Source organism: Variovorax sp. LjRoot130 (genome assembly GCF_964253755.1).
GTDB lineage: Bacteria > Pseudomonadota > Gammaproteobacteria > Burkholderiales > Burkholderiaceae_C > Variovorax.
In genome coordinates this window covers 1,525,072-1,540,267 of record NZ_CAXURM020000001.1, presented here as the reverse complement: position 1 = coordinate 1,540,267, position 15,196 = coordinate 1,525,072, and the positions used below count along the sequence as shown (strand labels likewise).

The window sequence follows — 15,196 nt, the reverse complement described above, 5'->3', positions numbered from 1 at the left end:
GCGCTCTCCTGGATCTCGGCCACCACACTCATGTGACGCCATCGTGAAAAAACCGCGCAAGTGTACTGGTCGGGCGCGCAGACGAGGGTCAGAGGCGCTCGATGCGCTGGTCGGCCACCTGGGCGAGCTGGGCCGGCGTAACCTGCTCCGGCGCGATCTCCGCCAGCGGCACGAGCACGAAGGCGCGCTCGCCCATGCGCGGATGCGGCAGCGTCAGCACCGCCGTGTCCATCACCACCTCGCCATGGCGCAGCAGATCGAGATCAAGGGTGCGCGGCGCATTGCGGTAGGGACGCTCGCGGCCCGCGCCGCTCTCGAGGCGCTGGAGCTCGGCCAGCAGCGCCGTCGGATCGAGTTCGGTCTCGAGTTCGACCACCGCATTGATGAAATCGGGCCCCAGGGCATCGACAGGCGCGCTGCGATAGAGCGAAGAGCGCGCCCCGACGCGCGTGCCGGGCAGCGCCGCCAGATCGTCCATCGCCTGCCTCACCGTCGCGCGCGCGTCGCCCAGGTTGGCGCCGATTGCGACGTAGGCCCGGCTCGCCGTCATTCGGCCGCGACGCTGCTGCCGGCTTCGCCGCCGCTGCGCGGCTTGCGCCTGCGGCGGCGCTTGCGCGGCGCGGCGGCAGCGACTTCACCGTCGGGCGGAAGCTGCGCCTCGTCGGCGGCGGCCGCCGGCGCACGCGCGGCAGGCACGCGCTGGCGGGGTCTCTTGTGCTGCTCGTCGCGCACCTGGTCCAAGAGGTCTTGGCGGCGCACCTCGTCGGCCGTGCTGAACTCCTGCCACCACTCGGCGATCGCTTCGCTGACCTCGCCGACGTCGGCGCGCAAGCGCATGAAGTCGAAGGCCGCACGAAAGCGCGCCTGCTCGACCAGGCTGTAGGGCGTGGCGCCCGTGCGCTTGTCGAAGCGCGGCTGCATCATCCAGATTTCGCGCATGTCGGCCGCCAGCTTGCCGCGGCCCGAGACGTCGCCGATGCGCGCATTGAACACGTCGTCGATCGCATCCTGCAGCGCCGGGAACGCGGCTTGCGCGCGCTGGCCGTGGCGGCCCTCGACGCGCTGGGCCCAGCCGTCGCGCACATCGGCCCACAGCACGCAGGCCAAGAGGAAGCTCGGCGCCACCGGCTTGCCTTCGCCGACGCGGCGGTCGGTGTCCTGCAGGGCAGCCTTCACGAAGGGCAGATCGGCACGCTCGACCACGACGTCGAGCAAGGGGTAGATGCCGGTCGTCAGCTCGAGCTTGCGCAACTGCGCGACGGTGGCGACGGCATGGCCGGTCTGCAGCAGCTTGAGCATCTCGTCGAACAGGCGGCTTTGCGGCACGTCGGCCAGGAGCTTGCTGGATTCGACCAGCGGCGCTGCCGTCTTGGGCTCGAGCTTGAAGCCGAGCGCAGCCAGCTTGGCCGAGAAGCGGATCGCGCGAATGATGCGCACCGGGTCTTCGCGGTAGCGCGTGATCGGGTCGCCGATCATGCGCAGCGTGAGCTTCTTCGAGTCCTTGATGCCGTTGTGATAGTCGACCACGATCTCGCTCGCCGGGTCGTAGTACATCGCATTGACCGTGAAGTCGCGCCGCGCGGCGTCTTCTTCCTGCGGGCCCCAGACGTTGTCGCGCAGCACGCGGCCGCTGGCATCGACCGCGTGCTTCATGCCCGCGAGCTCGCCCTTGCTGGTGCGTTCGTTGCCAGCCACCTGCTCGGCACCGTTGCTGTCCATGTAGGCACGAAAGGTCGAGACCTCGATCACCTCGTGCTCGCGCCCGCGGCCGTACACCACGTGCACGATGCGAAAGCGCCGGCCGATGATGAAGGCGCGGCGAAACAGGCTTTTCACCTGCTCGGGCGTCGCGTTGGTCGCGACGTCGAAGTCCTTGGGGCGCAGGCCGAGCAGCAGGTCGCGCACCGCGCCGCCGACGACGTAGGCCTCATAGCCGGCATCCTGCAGCGTGGTGACGACGTTCTTGGCGCGCTCGTCGACCAGCGCCGGGTCGATGCCGTGCACCGAGGCGGGCACCTCCTGGCGCTTGCCGAAACGGGCCTTGCCGCCCTGTGCGGCATCGCCGGATTTGCCGAGGAGTTTGTCGATGAATTTCTTGATCATTGGAAAGCTTCGGCGCCTCTGGCGCCCTCATTCATTTTCGAGCATCGACCGGATCAGCGGGATCGTGATCGCGCGCTGGGTCTGCAAGGCATAGCCGTCGAGCTGCGCGAGCAGTTCCATCAGGCTGCCGAGATCGCGGCTGAAACGATGCAGCATGTAGTCGAGCACTTCGTCCGACAGCATCACGCCGCGGCTGTCCGCGGCCTGGCGCAGCACGGCGCGCCGCTCCGACTCGCCGAGCACCTGCAAGTGGAACACATGGCCCCAACCCAGGCGCGTGCGGAGGTCCTCGCGCAGCGGCAGATCGGCCGGCGGCACGGTGCCCGCCGCCACCACGCCCCGCTGCAGGCTCTGCGCATTGACGAACCAGTTGAAGGCGGCGTGCTGCTGGACCGCGGTGTAGAGATGCACGTCGTCGAACAGCACGGCACCCCAGCGTTCGTCGAACTCGGGCGGGTCCAGCAGCCCCGGATGCAGCCAGCCCACGCTCGCACCCTGCTCGCGCAAGGCGCCGCGCACGGCTTCGAGCAGATGCGTCTTGCCGCAGCCGCCCTCGCCCCACAGGTAGGTCGGCACCGGAGAATGCAGCGTGGTCGAGCGCGCGTCGCCGACCCACAGCGCCAGGTGCCGCAGCGCCGGCTCGTTCGGCCCGGCGAAGAAGCCCGCGAGCGTCGGACCGGTCGCAATGCCGATGTCGAGCGCGAGCTGCTTCATGCCATGGCCGCCGAGAGCGGCTGGGGTGGCGCGGATGACGCGAAAGAAGGGTTCATGGGACAGGGCATGGCGGCCCTTAAAATCGTGGCGAATTCTATCGGCCCGACTGCTTCGGTTGCCGGCGTCATTGTCCTCCTTCCTTTCGCCCCCTCCCTTCCTTCGTCCGGCCAGCCCATGAACTCCACCCCGCCCACCCCGCTCAGTTACAAGGATGCCGGCGTCGACATCGATGCCGGCGACGCGCTGGTCGACCGCATCAAGCCGCTGGCCAAAAAGACGATGCGCGAGGGCGTGCTGGCCGGCATCGGCGGTTTCGGCGCGCTGTTCGAAGTGCCCAAGCGCTACAAGGAGCCGGTGCTGGTGAGCGGCACCGACGGCGTGGGCACCAAGCTCAAGCTCGCCTTCGAATGGAACATGCACGACACCGTCGGCATCGACCTGGTGGCCATGAGCGTCAATGACGTGCTCGTCCAGGGTGCCGAGCCGCTCTTCTTCCTCGACTACTTCGCCTGCGGCAAGCTCGACGTCGACACCGCGGCCGCCGTGGTGGGCGGCATCGCCCGCGGATGCGAACTGAGCGGCTGTGCGCTGATCGGCGGCGAGACCGCCGAGATGCCCGGCATGTACCCGGCCGGCGAATACGATCTCGCAGGCTTCGCGGTCGGGGCGGTCGAGAAATCGTTGATCCTCACCGGCCAGAACGTGAAACCCGGCGACGTGGTGCTGGGCCTGGCGTCGGCAGGCGTGCACTCCAACGGCTTCAGCCTGGTGCGCAAGGTGATCGAGCGCGCAGGCACCGATCTGCCCGCAACGCTCGACGGCCAGCCCTTCCGCGAAGCCGTGATGGCGCCGACGCGGCTGTACGTGAAGCCGGTGCTGGCGGCACTGGCCAAGCATCCCGCTTCGACAGGCTCAGCACAGGGCATCAAAGCGCTGGCCCATATCACCGGCGGCGGCCTGCTCGAGAACATCCCGCGCGTGCTGCCCGATGGCACGGCGGCCCACCTCAGGAAAGGCAGCTGGCCGCAGACCGAGCTCTTCGCCTGGCTGCAGAAGGTGGCCGGCATCGACGACATCGAGATGAACCGCACCTTCAACAACGGCATCGGCATGGTGGTCGTGATCGATGCGGCCGAGGCCTCCGCCTGCGCGGCGACGCTGCGCGCCGCGGGCGAGACGGTGCACGAGATCGGCGTCATTGCCGAGCGTGGTACCGGCGCGGCCGTGGTCGTGGCCTGAGCGGCCTGCACCGCGTGAGCGATATTCCCTCCACGCCGTCATCGCGCGCGCTGCTGACGGCGAGCTACCTGCTGATCGCGGGCGCATTGCTGCTGATCATGTGGCAGGGCCTGCTGCCCGGCCTGCTGTGCGTGTGCATCGGTTTTCTGGGCACGCGCTGGATCGCTCGCGTGCTGGATGCCGGCCTGCGACGCTTCGTGCCCCTGCGGCCGCAGGGCCTGGCATCCGCCGTTCCCTCGTGGTCGCGCGTCATCGCCGCCACGCTGGTGATGCTGGCGCCGATCGGCCTGCTGAGCGTGGCTTTCTCCGAGGCGCGCGACTTTGTCCTCAACGCGCCGGAGCAGTACCAGGAACTGCTCGACTACATCGCGCGCACGGTGCTGGAGCTGCGCCTCAAGCTGCCGCCCGACATCGGCGCCTACCTGCCGGAAGGCGCGGCGGAGGTGCAGCGCGTCGTCGCCGGCTACCTGCGCGCGCAGGCCGGCGCGCTCGCGCTGACCGGCCGCGCCTGGCTGGGCGGGCTGCTCTTCGCCTACGTCGGCCTGATCGTCGGCGCGCTGGCTGCCGTTGCCGCCCATCCGCCCACGCGGCGCCCGCTGGCCGAGCAGTTGAGGCAGCGCATCACTCTTTTCGGCGAGGCCTTCGGCCAGATCGTGGCCGCGCAGTTCTGGATCGCGGCCTTCAACACCTTCCTGACCGCCCTCTTCCTCCTGTTCGTGCTGCCGACATGGGACCTGCGCCTGCCGTACACGCCGGCCTTGATCACGCTGACCTTCGTCGCCGGCCTGGTGCCGATCGTGGGCAACCTGCTGTGCAACGCGGTGATCACCGTGGTCGGTCTGTCGGTATCGCCGATCACCGCGCTGGCCTGCCTGGCCTTCCTGATCCTGATCCACAAGGCCGAGTACTTCATCAATGCCAAGGTGGTGGGCGCCCGCACGCAGATGGGCGTGTGGGAACTGCTGGCCGTGATGTTCGCGGCCGAGGCGGTGTTCGGCCCGGCGGGGCTGGTGGCGGCGCCGCTGTTCTATGCCTACCTCAAGAAGGAATTGCAGGCCGCCCGGCTCGTCTGAGTCGCATGTCCTGATTTGATCGATTCTTGTCCGGCGCAGCGCGGACGGAATGTCGGCAGCGGAGAAGAATAAGGCGCATCATCCACCCGTCTCCAGGAGATTGCCGCCATGAAAAGCTGTCTGATAGTGATCGATGCCCAGGAATCGTTTCGCCATCGCCCTTACTTCGCGCAACGCGACTATGTCCCCTACGTCGCGGCGCAGAACGCGTTGATCGAAGGCTGCACGGCGGCCGGCATCCCGATCGTTCGCATCTTCCACGTCGACGGCCCGGCCAGCGCAGGCAACCCCTTCGCGGTCGAATCGGGCCATGTGCGGCCGCTCACGGAACTGGCCGGCTTCGATGCCGCCGCGACCTTCACCAAGCACCGCCACAGCGCCCTGGTCAACAGCGGGCTCGACGTCTGGCTCACCGAGAAAGGCATAGGCCGGCTGATCGTGAGCGGCATCCGCACCGAACAATGCTGCGAGACCACGACGCGCCACGCCTCCGACCTGGGCTGGTCGGTCGACTACGTGCTCGATGCCACGCTGACTTTCGACATGACCCAGCCCGACGGCCGTCCGCTGTCCGCAGCCGACATCAAGGCACGCACGGCGACCGTGCTCGAAGGCCGTTTTGCCAAGATCTGCAGCGTCGAACAGGCGCTGGAGCGCGCGGGCGCCCTGGCCGTGGCCTGAGGCCGCGCGCACGATGAGCTTGCCCTCGATCCGGGTTGTCTTCGTGCTGTTGCCCCACAGCCTCGTGCTGGACTGGGCCGGCCCGGCCGAGGCCTTGCGCATCGCCAACCAGCAATTGCGCGCCAGCGGCCAGCCGGAGCGCTTCAAGATCGAATTCGCCTCTCCGGACCCGGCGGCGATCGGCTCGGTCGGCGTGACCCTCGCCGGCCTGTCGCCGCTGCCGGCGCAGTGGGACGGCCCGGCGTGGATCGTGCTCGTGGGACTGCCGGGCAACACGATCTCGACGGCGGGCCCGCAGGCGCAGGCCTTGCTGCAGTGGTTGCGCGGCCTGCGCTTCGAGCGCGGCCGGCTCGAGCTCGTCACGATCTGCGCCGGTGCCCTGCTCGCGGCCCACGCGGGTGCGCTCGCGGGCCGGCGCGCCACCACCCACCATCACCATCTGGACGAATTGCGCCAGGTGGAGCCGCGCTGCGAGGTGGTTGCCAACCGCGTGTTCGTGATCGACCCGCCGCTCTACAGCAGCGCCGGCGTGACGACCGGCATCGACCTGACGCTGCACCGGATCGCCGAAAGCTGCGGCGAAGCGCTCGCGGCGCAGGTCGCGCAGACCATGGTGGTGGCGCTGCGGCGCGGCCCGCACGATCCCGAGCTCTCGCCCTTCCTGGCCTACCGCAACCATCTGCATCCCGCGCTGCATCGCGTGCAGGATGCGGTGAGCGAGGAGCCGCAGGCAGATTGGAGCGTGCCGCGCATGGCCGACGTGGCCCACACCTCGGCGCGCCATCTCACGCGCCTGTTCGTGGAGCACGCGGGCGTGGCGCCGCTGGCCTATCTGCGCCGCCTGCGACTCGCGACGGCGCAGCTCGCGCTGCAGTCGGGCGCCAACGTCACGCGCGCGGCCGAACTCTCGGGCTTCGGCTCCGACACGCAACTGCGCCGGGCCTGGCGCCAGTTCGGTCTGGTGGGCTCGCCGTCGGAAGCACATCTGCTATCAAGACGATAGCGGCGTGCACTCATCCTGCGGGGTTTCGGCCGCCCTTGACGCTTCTGCCGGCACCTTGCCCTCAGGCTGCAGCCATTCGCGCGCATGGTCGCGCAACGCGTCGATCTGCAGCCAGATCAGCGTGAGCTCCGTGCGAACGAGGCGGGCGGCCTGGTCTGCCCCGTCGCTGGGGTCGATCGCCGTCGCGAGCGCCGCACGGACGGAGGACTCCGGGCCTGCGCCCGCCGCATCGGGCTCCCCCCTCTCCAGCCCGGCGGCCAAGGCATCAAGCGCCGCCGCTGCATCTTCGGCCGCTTCCCGCAGCACCGCTGCACGTTCCGCATCGGGCAGCGCAACGCGGTGCGCGCCGAGCGCCGAGAGATAGCTCAACAGCGTGTGCGACCGGATCAGGAATCGCAACGCCACGCCTGCGCGCGGCCGCACGTAGCCGGGCTCGCGGAACATGTCGGCCACCGCAGTCGAGAGCGCCGCGTCGGCGTTGTGGGCGTTGCGCCGCGCGAGCCGGTAGGCCAGGTCGTCGCGCGCGCCCGAGCGGTACTGCTGGACGATCTGTCGCAGGTAGCCGGCATGGTTGCGCATCGCAGTCGCGGCCAGCTCGTCGATGCGCCGCGCCTGCCAGTGCGGCAGCACCAGCAGCACGGCGAGCCCCGCAATGGCGCTGCCGATGGCCGTGTCGACCAGCCGCGGCGCGATCAGTCCATCGCCATCGCCCACCTGGTTGAAGCACATCAGCACCAGCAGCGTGATGGCCGCCGTGGCCAGCAGATAGCGGGTGGTGCGCGTGGCAAAAAACAGCACGCCGGCCACCACGGCCAGCAGCGACTGCAGCAGCGGCTGGGGAAACAGCTGCAGCAGCGCCCAGCCGACCACCACCCCGAGCGCGGTGCCTGCGATGCGCTGGCCCATGCGCGCCACGGTCTCGCTGTAGGTCTGCTGGCAGACGAACAGCGTGGTCAGGAGGATCCAGTAGCCCTGCGCCGGATGAATCAGCTGCATCACGCCGTAGCCGGCGGCAAGCGCGATCGCCAGCCGCAACGCGTGACGGAACAGCGCCGAGCGCGGCGTGAGTTGGCGCCGCACGCGCTCCATCACCTCGCGCCAAGAGCGCGGCGAGCGGTCGAACAAGCCCATGTCGGTGCGCCCCGCCTGGGCGGCCGGCTGACTCGCACCCGCAAGCTGCCCGTCGAGCTGCAAGAGGTTCCGTGCAAGCGCCTCGATCGAGGCCAGCAGCGCCAGTCGTTCCGGCGTGGTCGCGCGCTCGCGCTCTTGCTCGATCGCACTGCGCAGCTCCGCCAGCGCCTGCACCGTCCCGGCGTCGGCGACGAAGGGCTCGCGCCGGGTGATCGAACGGGCGAGGCGCTGGCAAGCCTGTCCCTGCAGGCCGAGCACGCGCTGGCAGCGGTACAGCAGGTCACTGTGGAAGAAGGCGTCGGCCAGCGCGTTGTAGTCGTCGTGCGACGAGCTCGCGCGCTCATGCACGTCCTGCGCGATCAGGTAGAGCCCGCGATAACGCGCGATGCGGCCGGTCGGTGCGCGGGCGCCGATCCGCCTGAAGATGCTTTCCTTGGCGGCATTCAGCTCGGCCACCACCTCGGCGTTGAGCTGCGCGAGCGAGAGCCGCTTGCGCTCGATGTCGATCCCGCGCAGCGGCTCGAACAGCGAGGCCTTGAAGCGCACGTAGTCGCCGAGCACCGAGAACAGTCTGATCAGGCGCTCCTGCACCGGCTGGGCCGGAAAGGCCGCGCACCAGAGCACCGAAAACACCCCGTACCAGGCCGCGCCGGCCAACAGCAGCACCGCCTCGGCCCAGTCTGCGGCGTCGCTCGCGGGCCGGTTGTCGATGCCGAGCATGGCGTACACCGCCAGGATGAGCGTCGCGAAGCCGATCGCCTTGTAGCGCGCCTCGACCGCGCCCAGCATCGTCAGGCAGAACGCCGCCAGCGCCAGAGCGGTGATGAACAGCAGGGGCTCGCCAATCAAGGCCTCGATCGCGAACGCCGCCGCTGCAAAGCAAACCAGCGTCACGACCTGGGCGCGAAATCGGCCGCGCCAGCTGTCATCGGTTTCGGCCAGCGCGCTCGCGATGGCGCCCAGGAACAGCGGGATCAACGCCTCGGGATGCCCGGTGAACTCGCACAGCGCCACCAGGCTGCCCAACGTGAGCAGCACCCGCAGCGGCTGCGCCCGGCCTGCGAATGCGCGAAGCCGCTGGCGAAAGGTGTAGCCTGCAAGTGAAATCATTGCCGTGGTCACGCATGATGCGTGCCACGGCACGGGCAGCTAAGGCAGGTAGCCGCAGAAGCGCAGCACGTGCCCGTCGGGCTCGCGGATCGCGAACTCCCGCAGGCCCCAGGGCTGCGACGCCACCGGTTCGATCACGTTGACGCCGCGCTTCAGGTAGGCGGCATGCAGTCCGTCGACATCCTGGCCGACATGGATCACGATCTCGCCGCGCCAGGGATCGGCTTCGCGCCGGCCGCATTGCCAAAGGCGGATGTAGACCGGGTCGCCGTAGCTGCGATCGCCTTTCTTCACGCGCGCATAGCTCGGCGGCTCGCCGGCGATGAAGTCGAGCTCGAAGCCCAGCACGTCGCAGAAGTAGCGCGCGGCGCGTGACGCATCGGCCACCGGCAGCACCGGCTGGATGCCGTGGAACTCGTGCCGCGTGCCGAGGTCGACCCCCGTGGCCTTGGCCTGGTCCATCAGTTCTCCGTCCGGCGCAGCGCAGCGACGCGCTCGGCGATCGCATCGATGTCGAGCGCGTCTTCGGCGTGCATCAAATAGGTTTCGAGGTCGCGCACCGCCAGTGCACTGTTGCCCTGCTCCGCATGCGCCAGGCCGCGGTCGCGGTACTCGCCCCAGGCTTCGGGAAACAGCGCCACCAGCCGGTCCTGCACTGCGATCGCACGCTGCCAGTCTTCCTGCGCGCGATGGATTTCTTTCAGGTTGCGCAGCATCCGGCCGATGATTTCGCGCGGCGAGGCCGGCTGCAGGTACAGGCCCAGCGGCACGTCGAAGTCGCCGACCAGGCCGTTGCTGCGCTTGTAGGGCTCGAGCCGCTCGCTGAGCTCTTCGCGCGAGAGCGACTTGCCGGTGAAGGGGTCGATCACCACCTGTCCCTTCGGCAGCGTGACCTTGAGCATGAAGTGGCCCGGAAAACCCACGCCCCGCGCCTGCAGGCCCAGGCCCTGCGCAAGCTCCATCCACAGCACGGCCAGCGAGATCGGGATGCCGCGGCGCGTGCGCAGCACGGCATTGAGGTAGCTGTTGTCGGGATCGTAGTAGTCGTTGACGTTGCCGCCGAAGCTCAGGTCATGAAAGAAGAACTGGTTGAGCGCCCGCAGGCGCTGCAGCGGCGCCGCGTCGGCGGGCAGGCGGCGCCTGAGCCGCGCGAGCAGCTGGTCGACGTCGCCCAGCACCTGTTGCACGTCGAGTTCGGGATATTCGTCCTGCGCCAGGCTGGCGGCCGCTTCGAGCAGGGGAAAGTGATCGTCGCTCTTGACAAGCGAGTCGAAGTACTCCAGAGCAGTGGGCGCCGAGAAGCTGAACGTCATGTGTCTTTGTAGAGGAGCGCGCGGAGAGCGTCAAGGCGGCTGCATGCGTCGCGTTTCAACGGCGCACAAAACTGCGCAACTTGACACCGACGAGCGCAAGCACCGCGAAATAGAGGAGCGCGGCACCCACGATCAGCGCCGCCAGCAGGCCGATGCGGCGCAGGCGCTCGGCCTGCAAACCGATCCAGTCGAAGTGCTGGGCGCCCCAGACCAGCAGCGCACCCAGCACCAGGGCGCCGGCCATCACCTGCAGCACGAACTTGCCCCAGCCCGGCTCGGGCTGGTAGTTGCCGCGCCGGATCAGGCCGACCAGCAGCCAGCTCGCGTTGATCAGCGCCCCGATGCCGATCGTCAGTGTCAGCGCCGCATGCTGCAGCACCGGCACGAGGACGATGTTGAGCAGTTGCGTGAGCACCAGCACCACCACGGCGATCAGCATCGGCGTGCGCGTGTCGTGCTTGGCGTAGTAGCCCGGCGCCAGCACCTTGATCGCCACCAGGCCGACCAGGCCGACCCCGTAGCCCATGAGCGCCATGCTGGTTCGCTGCACGTGCAACTCGTTGAAGGCGCCGTTGTGGAACAGCACAGCGACCAGAGGCTTGGAGAAAACAAGCAGGGCCAACGCGCAGGGCACCGAGAGCAGTACCACGAGGCGCAGGCCCCAGTCGAGCATAGACGAATAGCGCACGTCATCCTTGGCGGCACGCGCGCCTGCGAGCTGCGGCATCAGCACCACGCCCAGCGCCACGCCCAGCATGGCGGTCGGGAATTCCATCAGGCGATCGGCGTTGGTGACCCAGCTGACACTGCCGGTCGCCAGATGAGACGCGATCTGTGTGTTGATGAGCAGCGAGATCTGCGCCACGCTGACGCCGACCAGCGCCGGCAGCATCAGCTTGGTGATCTTGCGCGTCGTCGGATCGGCCCAGGCCGCACGGATCGCCGTCATGCTGGCACCGATGCGCGGCATCATGCCGAGCCCGCGCAGGGCCGGTATCTGCAGCGCCAGTTGCAGCACCCCGCCCACCATCACGCCCACGCACTGGGCATAGATCGGCTCGATACCGAGCCGCCGGAACCACGGCGCGCCGAGCACGATCGACAGGATCAGCGCCACGTTCAGCAACACCGGCGACGCCGCCGGCACCACGAACTTGCGCCAGGTGTTGAGAATGCCGCCGGCCAGCGCGACCAGCGACATGAAACCGATGTAGGGAAACATCCACCGCGTCATGACGACCGCGGCATCGAAGCCCTGCGGATTCTGTTTGAGGCCGCTGGCCATGGCCCAGACCATCAGCGGCGCCGCAATCACCCCGGCCGCGCAGACGACGACCAAAGTCCAGGTCAGGAGCGTCGCCACGTGATCCACCAGTTCCTTGGCGCCCTCTTCGCCGCGCTCCGTCTTGCTGGCGGCCAGCACCGGCACGAAAGCCTGGCTGAAGGCGCCTTCGCCGAACACGCGCCGGAACAGGTTGGGGATGCGAAAGGCGACGTAGAAGGCGTCGGTCATCGCGCTGACGCCGAACACCGAGGTCATGAGCACGTCGCGGACGAGCCCCGTGACCCGGGAGGCGAGCGTCAGCAGGGAGACGGTGGAGGCGGATTTGAACAGGGACACGGGCGGAAGTGTATGTGGCCGCGCGTGCTCTTCCGGGCCTGCAGGACGGCCTCGGGCTCCTCGCCTATAATGGAGGGCTTTGCTGCATCATCCTCAGACACCTAAGGAACACATCCATGGCATCCGCCAAGCCCAAGAAAAAGAACCCGCGCCTCGCGTCGGGCCGTAAACGCGTCCGCCAGGACGTCAAGCTCAACGCCGCGAACACCTCGCTGCGCTCCAAATACCGTACCGCCGTGAAGAATGTCGAAAAGGCGGTGCTCGCCGGCGACAAGACCAAGGCGGCAGAACTCTTCGCGAAGGCCCAGAGCATCGTCGACACCGTCGCCGACAAGGGCATCTTCCACAAGAACAAGGCCGCTCGCGACAAGAGCCGCCTCGCGGCCAAGGTCAAGACCCTGGCCCTCGCCCCTGAAAAGGCCGCCGCCTGACGTCATCAGGCATTAAGCCCGGACCGGTTTTCAGCCAGTCCGCCGTTTGATCGGGGTGCGCTGCAGCAAAGTGACAAAACCGCCTTCGGGCGGTTTTTTCATGTCCGGCCGCCTTCGGGCGGTTCTTCATGGGCGACCGGTTTTGGCATCCGGCACCAGGCAAGCCTCCACCACTTGCAGCCCGTTGTCCCTGGCGAAATTCATCACGAAGTCCCAGGCCATCACCTCGGCCTCGCGCAGTTCGCTGCTGACCACCACGCACTTGATGCCATTGATGACCGTCGGCACGCACCAGGGCGAGTAGTTCAGATGACTCCCGGGCTGGGGCCCGCCCGGGCGGAACGAACACATCACGCCCGCCAGTCGCTCCGCCCAGTCGCTCGGGCGAAATGTCCGGCCATCTTGGGTGATGCCCTGGATGAAAACTTCTTTGGCGGAGGGGGAAACCATCGGTCGGCGAGAGGGAAACGCGCACTTGTGCTGCGCTGCACAACGATTCTATCCGGCGGTCCCGCGAGCGACACCTGCGAGGGCATTGCTGTGATGCTCAATCCTCAACGATGCTGTCAAAGGGCACGCCTAGAATCCGCGTTCCCTTTTCCGGAGATCGTATGAGCGCCACTGCCGCCCCCTCGTCGCCCCACGTCATGAACACCTACGGCCGCCTGCCGATCGCGCTGTCGCACGGCCAGGGCTGCCGAGTGTGGGACACCGAAGGCCGCGCCTACCTCGACGGCCTGGGCGGGATTGCCGTCAACACGCTGGGCCACAACCACCCCGAGCTGGTGCCCGCGCTGCAGGACCAGATCGCCAAGCTGATCCACAGCTCCAACTACTACCACGTGCCCGGCCAGGAACAGCTGGCGACCAAGCTGACCGAGCTCTCGGGCCTCACCAACGCCTTCTTCTGCTCCACCGGGCTGGAGGCCAACGAGGCCGCGCTCAAGCTGGCGCGCAAGTTCGGCCATGACAAGGGGATCGAGCGCCCCGAGATCGTGGTCTACGAGGCCGCCTTCCACGGCCGCAGCATCGCCACGCTGTCGGCCACCGGCAATCCCAAGGTGCAGAAGGGCTTCGGCCCGCTGGTCGAAGGTTTCATCCGCGTGCCGCTCAACGACATCGAAGCGCTCAAGAAGGCGACCGAAGGCAATCCGAACGTGGTGGCCGTGTTCTTCGAAACCATCCAGGGCGAAGGCGGCATCCACCCGATGCGCTGGGAGTACCTGCGCCAGGTGCGCGCGCTCTGCGACGAGCGCGACTGGCTCATGATGATCGACGAGGTTCAGTGCGGCATGGGCCGCACCGGCAAGTGGTTCGCGCACCAGTGGGCGGACATCTTGCCGGACGTGATGCCGCTGGCCAAGGGCCTCGGCTCGGGCGTGCCGATCGGCGCCGTCGTCGCAGGTCCGCGCGCCGCCAACCTGTTCGGCCCGGGCAACCATGGCACGACCTTCGGCGGCAATCCGCTCGCGATGCGCGCCGGCATCGAGACCATCCGGATCATGGAAGAGCACAAGCTGCTCGAGAACGCAGCCAATGTCGGTGCGCATCTCAAGGCCGCGCTGGAGCGCGAGCTGGGCGGCCTGGCGGGCGTGACGGAAATCCGCGGCCAGGGCCTGATGCTCGGCATCGAGCTCGACCGGCCCTGCGGCGTGATCCTCAACCGCGCCTGCGATGCCGGCCTGCTGCTCAGCGTGACGGCCGACAGCGTGATCCGCCTGGTGCCGCCGCTGATCCTCAGCATCGCCGAAGCGGACGAGATCGTCGCGATCCTGGCGCCGATCGTGAAAGCCTTCCTCGCGGAGCCTCGGCCATGAGCGACAAGACACCCGCCATCCGGCACTACCTGCAGTTTTCCGACTTCACGGCCGACGAGTACGCGCACGTCTTCGCGCGTGCCGCGCTGATCAAGAAGAAGTTCAAGGCCTACGAGAAGCACCAGCCGCTGGTCGATCGCACGCTGGCCATGATCTTCGAGAAGGCCTCGACCCGCACCCGCGTGAGCTTCGAGGCCGGCATGTACCAGTTGGGCGGCAGCGTGGTGCACCTGACCACCGGCGACAGCCAGCTCGGCCGCGCCGAGCCGATCGAGGACAGCGCCAAGGTCATCAGCCGCATGGTCGACCTGGTGATGATCCGCACCTACGAGCAGACCAAGATCGAGGCCTTCGCGGCGCATTCGCGCGTGCCGGTGATCAACGGCCTCACCAACGAATTCCACCCCTGCCAGATCCTGGCCGACATCTTCACCTTCATCGAGCACCGTGGCTCGATCGCCGGCAAGACGGTGGCCTGGGTCGGCGACGGCAACAACATGGCCAACACCTGGCTGCAAGCCAGCGAGATTCTCGGCTTCAAGGTGCATGTGAGCACGCCCAGCGGCTACGAGGTCGACCAGTCGATCGCCGGCATCCGCTCGGCCGACAGCTACAAGGTGTTCAAGGACCCGATGGAAGCCTGCCGCGGTGCCGACCTGGTGACCACCGACGTCTGGACCAGCATGGGGTACGAGGCCGAGAACGAAGCGCGCCGCGCGGCCTTTGCCGAATGGTGCGTCGACGAAGAGATGATGCGCGTCGCCCATCCCGACGCCCTCTTCATGCACTGCCTGCCAGCGCACCGCGGCGAGGAAGTCCAGGCCGAAGTGATCGACGGCCCGCAATCGGTGGTGTGGGACGAAGCCGAGAACCGGCTGCATGCGCAGAAGGCGCTGATGGAGTTCCTGCTGCTCGGCCGGCAGACGGGCTGAGCTCGCGCCGGTGTTTTCATTCTGTTGG

15 protein-coding genes are annotated in these 15,196 nt (G+C 68.1%); 7 read left to right on the top strand and 8 right to left on the bottom strand.

The genetic code is table 11. The features are described from left to right. Positions 1-88 precede the first annotated feature (88 nt). From folK to hda, 3 genes are read right to left on the bottom strand one after another with little or no spacing between them, the layout of a single operon-like run. Positions 89-550 (bottom strand): 2-amino-4-hydroxy-6-hydroxymethyldihydropteridine diphosphokinase, encoded by a 462-nt coding sequence (folK, locus tag ACSQ86_RS07680; protein ID WP_436292631.1) that lies wholly within the window; start codon positions 548-550, stop codon positions 89-91. Further along, positions 547-2,103, bottom strand: a complete 1,557-nt coding sequence (gene pcnB, locus ACSQ86_RS07675) for a polynucleotide adenylyltransferase PcnB (protein ID WP_093106431.1) — start codon at positions 2,101-2,103, stop codon at positions 547-549. Before pcnB ends, folK begins: the two co-directional genes overlap by 4 nt. 27 nt (positions 2,104-2,130) lie before the next feature. After that, complete coding sequence (gene hda / locus ACSQ86_RS07670) at positions 2,131-2,817, bottom strand: DnaA regulatory inactivator Hda (protein WP_093106434.1); 687 nt, start codon at positions 2,815-2,817, stop codon at positions 2,131-2,133. A gap of 174 nt (positions 2,818-2,991) precedes the next feature. Between hda and purM the strand changes: the two genes are divergently transcribed. The 4 genes from purM to ACSQ86_RS07650 all read left to right on the top strand — a co-directional run bounded on the left by purM (position 2,992) and on the right by ACSQ86_RS07650 (position 6,813). Continuing rightward, on the top strand, positions 2,992-4,056 hold the full coding sequence (purM, locus tag ACSQ86_RS07665) for a phosphoribosylformylglycinamidine cyclo-ligase (protein ID WP_093106437.1): 1,065 nt from the start codon (positions 2,992-2,994) through the stop codon (positions 4,054-4,056). A 98-nt stretch (positions 4,057-4,154) separates the two neighbouring features. Continuing rightward, positions 4,155-5,129 carry an AI-2E family transporter gene (locus ACSQ86_RS07660; RefSeq protein WP_436310262.1) on the top strand — a complete coding sequence of 325 codons (975 nt, stop codon included), beginning with the start codon at positions 4,155-4,157 and terminating at the stop codon, positions 5,127-5,129. Positions 5,130-5,237: 108 nt separating this feature from the next. Next, on the top strand, positions 5,238-5,810 hold the full coding sequence (locus ACSQ86_RS07655) for an isochorismatase family protein (RefSeq protein ID WP_436303190.1): 573 nt from the start codon (positions 5,238-5,240) through the stop codon (positions 5,808-5,810). A gap of 13 nt (positions 5,811-5,823) precedes the next feature. Beyond that, entirely contained in the window at positions 5,824-6,813 is a 990-nt protein-coding gene (locus tag ACSQ86_RS07650) for a GlxA family transcriptional regulator (protein ID WP_436303189.1), read from the top strand. Here ACSQ86_RS07650 and yccS read toward each other — a convergent pair. The 4 genes from yccS to murJ are packed head-to-tail and all read right to left on the bottom strand — an operon-like array spanning position 6,802 to position 11,988. Then, the gene (yccS, locus tag ACSQ86_RS07645) at positions 6,802-9,054 is read right to left on the bottom strand and encodes a YccS family putative transporter (protein WP_436303188.1); all 2,253 of its coding nucleotides are present in this window, start codon (positions 9,052-9,054) and stop codon (positions 6,802-6,804) included. The genes ACSQ86_RS07650 and yccS overlap by 12 nt on opposite strands. 39 nt (positions 9,055-9,093) lie before the next feature. After that, the gene (locus ACSQ86_RS07640) at positions 9,094-9,516 is read right to left on the bottom strand and encodes a bleomycin resistance protein (RefSeq protein ID WP_093106447.1); all 423 of its coding nucleotides are present in this window, start codon (positions 9,514-9,516) and stop codon (positions 9,094-9,096) included. Next, positions 9,516-10,367 (bottom strand): SirB1 family protein, encoded by an 852-nt coding sequence (locus ACSQ86_RS07635; RefSeq protein ID WP_093106450.1) that lies wholly within the window; start codon positions 10,365-10,367, stop codon positions 9,516-9,518. The genes ACSQ86_RS07640 and ACSQ86_RS07635 overlap by 1 nt, the downstream gene beginning before the upstream one ends. A 55-nt stretch (positions 10,368-10,422) precedes the next feature. Further along, complete coding sequence (murJ, locus tag ACSQ86_RS07630) at positions 10,423-11,988, bottom strand: murein biosynthesis integral membrane protein MurJ (protein ID WP_436303187.1); 1,566 nt, start codon at positions 11,986-11,988, stop codon at positions 10,423-10,425. Positions 11,989-12,104: 116 nt separating this feature from the next. Between murJ and rpsT the strand changes: the two genes are divergently transcribed. After that, complete coding sequence (gene rpsT / locus ACSQ86_RS07625; protein WP_093106455.1) at positions 12,105-12,419, top strand: 30S ribosomal protein S20; 315 nt, start codon at positions 12,105-12,107, stop codon at positions 12,417-12,419. Positions 12,420-12,545: 126 nt separating this feature from the next. On the opposite strand, the gene ACSQ86_RS07620 is transcribed toward rpsT, so the two are convergent. Then, positions 12,546-12,869 (bottom strand): DUF3579 domain-containing protein, encoded by a 324-nt coding sequence (locus ACSQ86_RS07620; RefSeq protein ID WP_093106458.1) that lies wholly within the window; start codon positions 12,867-12,869, stop codon positions 12,546-12,548. 161 nt (positions 12,870-13,030) lie between these two features. On the opposite strand from ACSQ86_RS07620, the gene ACSQ86_RS07615 reads away from it, so the two are divergent. Together ACSQ86_RS07615 and argF are read left to right on the top strand one after the other, a co-directional pair. Then, positions 13,031-14,236 carry an aspartate aminotransferase family protein gene (locus ACSQ86_RS07615; RefSeq protein WP_093106459.1) on the top strand — a complete coding sequence of 402 codons (1,206 nt, stop codon included), beginning with the start codon at positions 13,031-13,033 and terminating at the stop codon, positions 14,234-14,236. Next, positions 14,233-15,168, top strand: coding sequence for an ornithine carbamoyltransferase (argF, locus tag ACSQ86_RS07610; protein ID WP_436303186.1), 936 nt, complete (start codon positions 14,233-14,235; stop codon positions 15,166-15,168). Before ACSQ86_RS07615 ends, argF begins: the two co-directional genes overlap by 4 nt. The last annotated feature ends 28 nt before the right edge of the window (positions 15,169-15,196 follow it).

Bases quoted from the DNA above. Each gene is read 5' to 3' on its own strand.
- folK (WP_436292631.1), bottom strand. From the start codon at position 550: ATGACGGCGAGCCGGGCCTACGTCGCAATCGGCGCCAACCTGGGCGAC.
- rpsT (WP_093106455.1), top strand. From the start codon at position 12,105: ATGGCATCCGCCAAGCCCAAGAAAAAGAACCCGCGCCTCGCGTCGGGC.
- yccS (WP_436303188.1), bottom strand. From the start codon at position 9,054: ATGATTTCACTTGCAGGCTACACCTTTCGCCAGCGGCTTCGCGCATTC.
- ACSQ86_RS07650 (WP_436303189.1), top strand. From the start codon at position 5,824: ATGAGCTTGCCCTCGATCCGGGTTGTCTTCGTGCTGTTGCCCCACAGC.
- hda (WP_093106434.1), bottom strand. From the start codon at position 2,817: ATGAAGCAGCTCGCGCTCGACATCGGCATTGCGACCGGTCCGACGCTC.
- ACSQ86_RS07660 (WP_436310262.1), top strand. From the start codon at position 4,155: ATGTGGCAGGGCCTGCTGCCCGGCCTGCTGTGCGTGTGCATCGGTTTT.
- ACSQ86_RS07615 (WP_093106459.1), top strand. From the start codon at position 13,031: ATGAGCGCCACTGCCGCCCCCTCGTCGCCCCACGTCATGAACACCTAC.
- pcnB (WP_093106431.1), bottom strand. From the start codon at position 2,103: ATGATCAAGAAATTCATCGACAAACTCCTCGGCAAATCCGGCGATGCC.
- ACSQ86_RS07635 (WP_093106450.1), bottom strand. From the start codon at position 10,367: ATGACGTTCAGCTTCTCGGCGCCCACTGCTCTGGAGTACTTCGACTCG.
- purM (WP_093106437.1), top strand. From the start codon at position 2,992: ATGAACTCCACCCCGCCCACCCCGCTCAGTTACAAGGATGCCGGCGTC.
- argF (WP_436303186.1), top strand. From the start codon at position 14,233: ATGAGCGACAAGACACCCGCCATCCGGCACTACCTGCAGTTTTCCGAC.
- ACSQ86_RS07655 (WP_436303190.1), top strand. From the start codon at position 5,238: ATGAAAAGCTGTCTGATAGTGATCGATGCCCAGGAATCGTTTCGCCAT.
- ACSQ86_RS07640 (WP_093106447.1), bottom strand. From the start codon at position 9,516: ATGGACCAGGCCAAGGCCACGGGGGTCGACCTCGGCACGCGGCACGAG.
- ACSQ86_RS07620 (WP_093106458.1), bottom strand. From the start codon at position 12,869: ATGGTTTCCCCCTCCGCCAAAGAAGTTTTCATCCAGGGCATCACCCAA.